This is a genomic window from Virgibacillus sp. 7505 (assembly GCF_002272135.1).
In the GTDB taxonomy this organism is placed as follows: Bacteria; Bacillota; Bacilli; order Bacillales; family Amphibacillaceae; genus Terribacillus.
The window spans coordinates 1-425 of record NZ_NPBF01000059.1 but is presented as its reverse complement, the minus strand read 5'-3'; the positions used below and the strand labels follow the sequence as shown (position 1 = coordinate 425).

Annotated in this window: 1 protein-coding gene; it reads right to left on the bottom strand. The window is 49.4% G+C overall.

What is annotated here, in order from left to right:
* A partial coding sequence (locus tag CHH91_RS17890; protein ID WP_176465848.1) for a tRNA dihydrouridine synthase occupies positions 1-425 on the bottom strand: 425 nt, incomplete at both ends.

Here is a 425-nt window from a genome sequence, read left to right as displayed (position 1 = left end):
AAAGCAACCAAACGATCCAAATGGATTAAACAAACTTCAATTTTCTCACGTGGAGTCGGTTCTGGAGGAAGAGTACCATTCTCAAGATATTGGATTGTACGGTACAGCATCCACGGGTTCCCGAGAGCGGCACGGCCAATCATCACACCATCAACGCCATACTCGTCGAGCATCCGCTTGGCGTCTTGCGGTGTAGCAACATCACCGTTGCCTATAACCGGAATGTTCACTGCCTTTTTCACATCGCCAATAATATTCCAATCAGCCACACCCTCGTACATCTGAACGCGCGTGCGACCATGTACGGCCACTGCACTTCCGCCCGCTCGTTCAACTGCACGAGCATTCTCGATTGCATAAATATGGTCTTCATCCCAGCCAATCCGCATTTTGACAGTTACTGGCTTTTTGACTGCATCCACAAC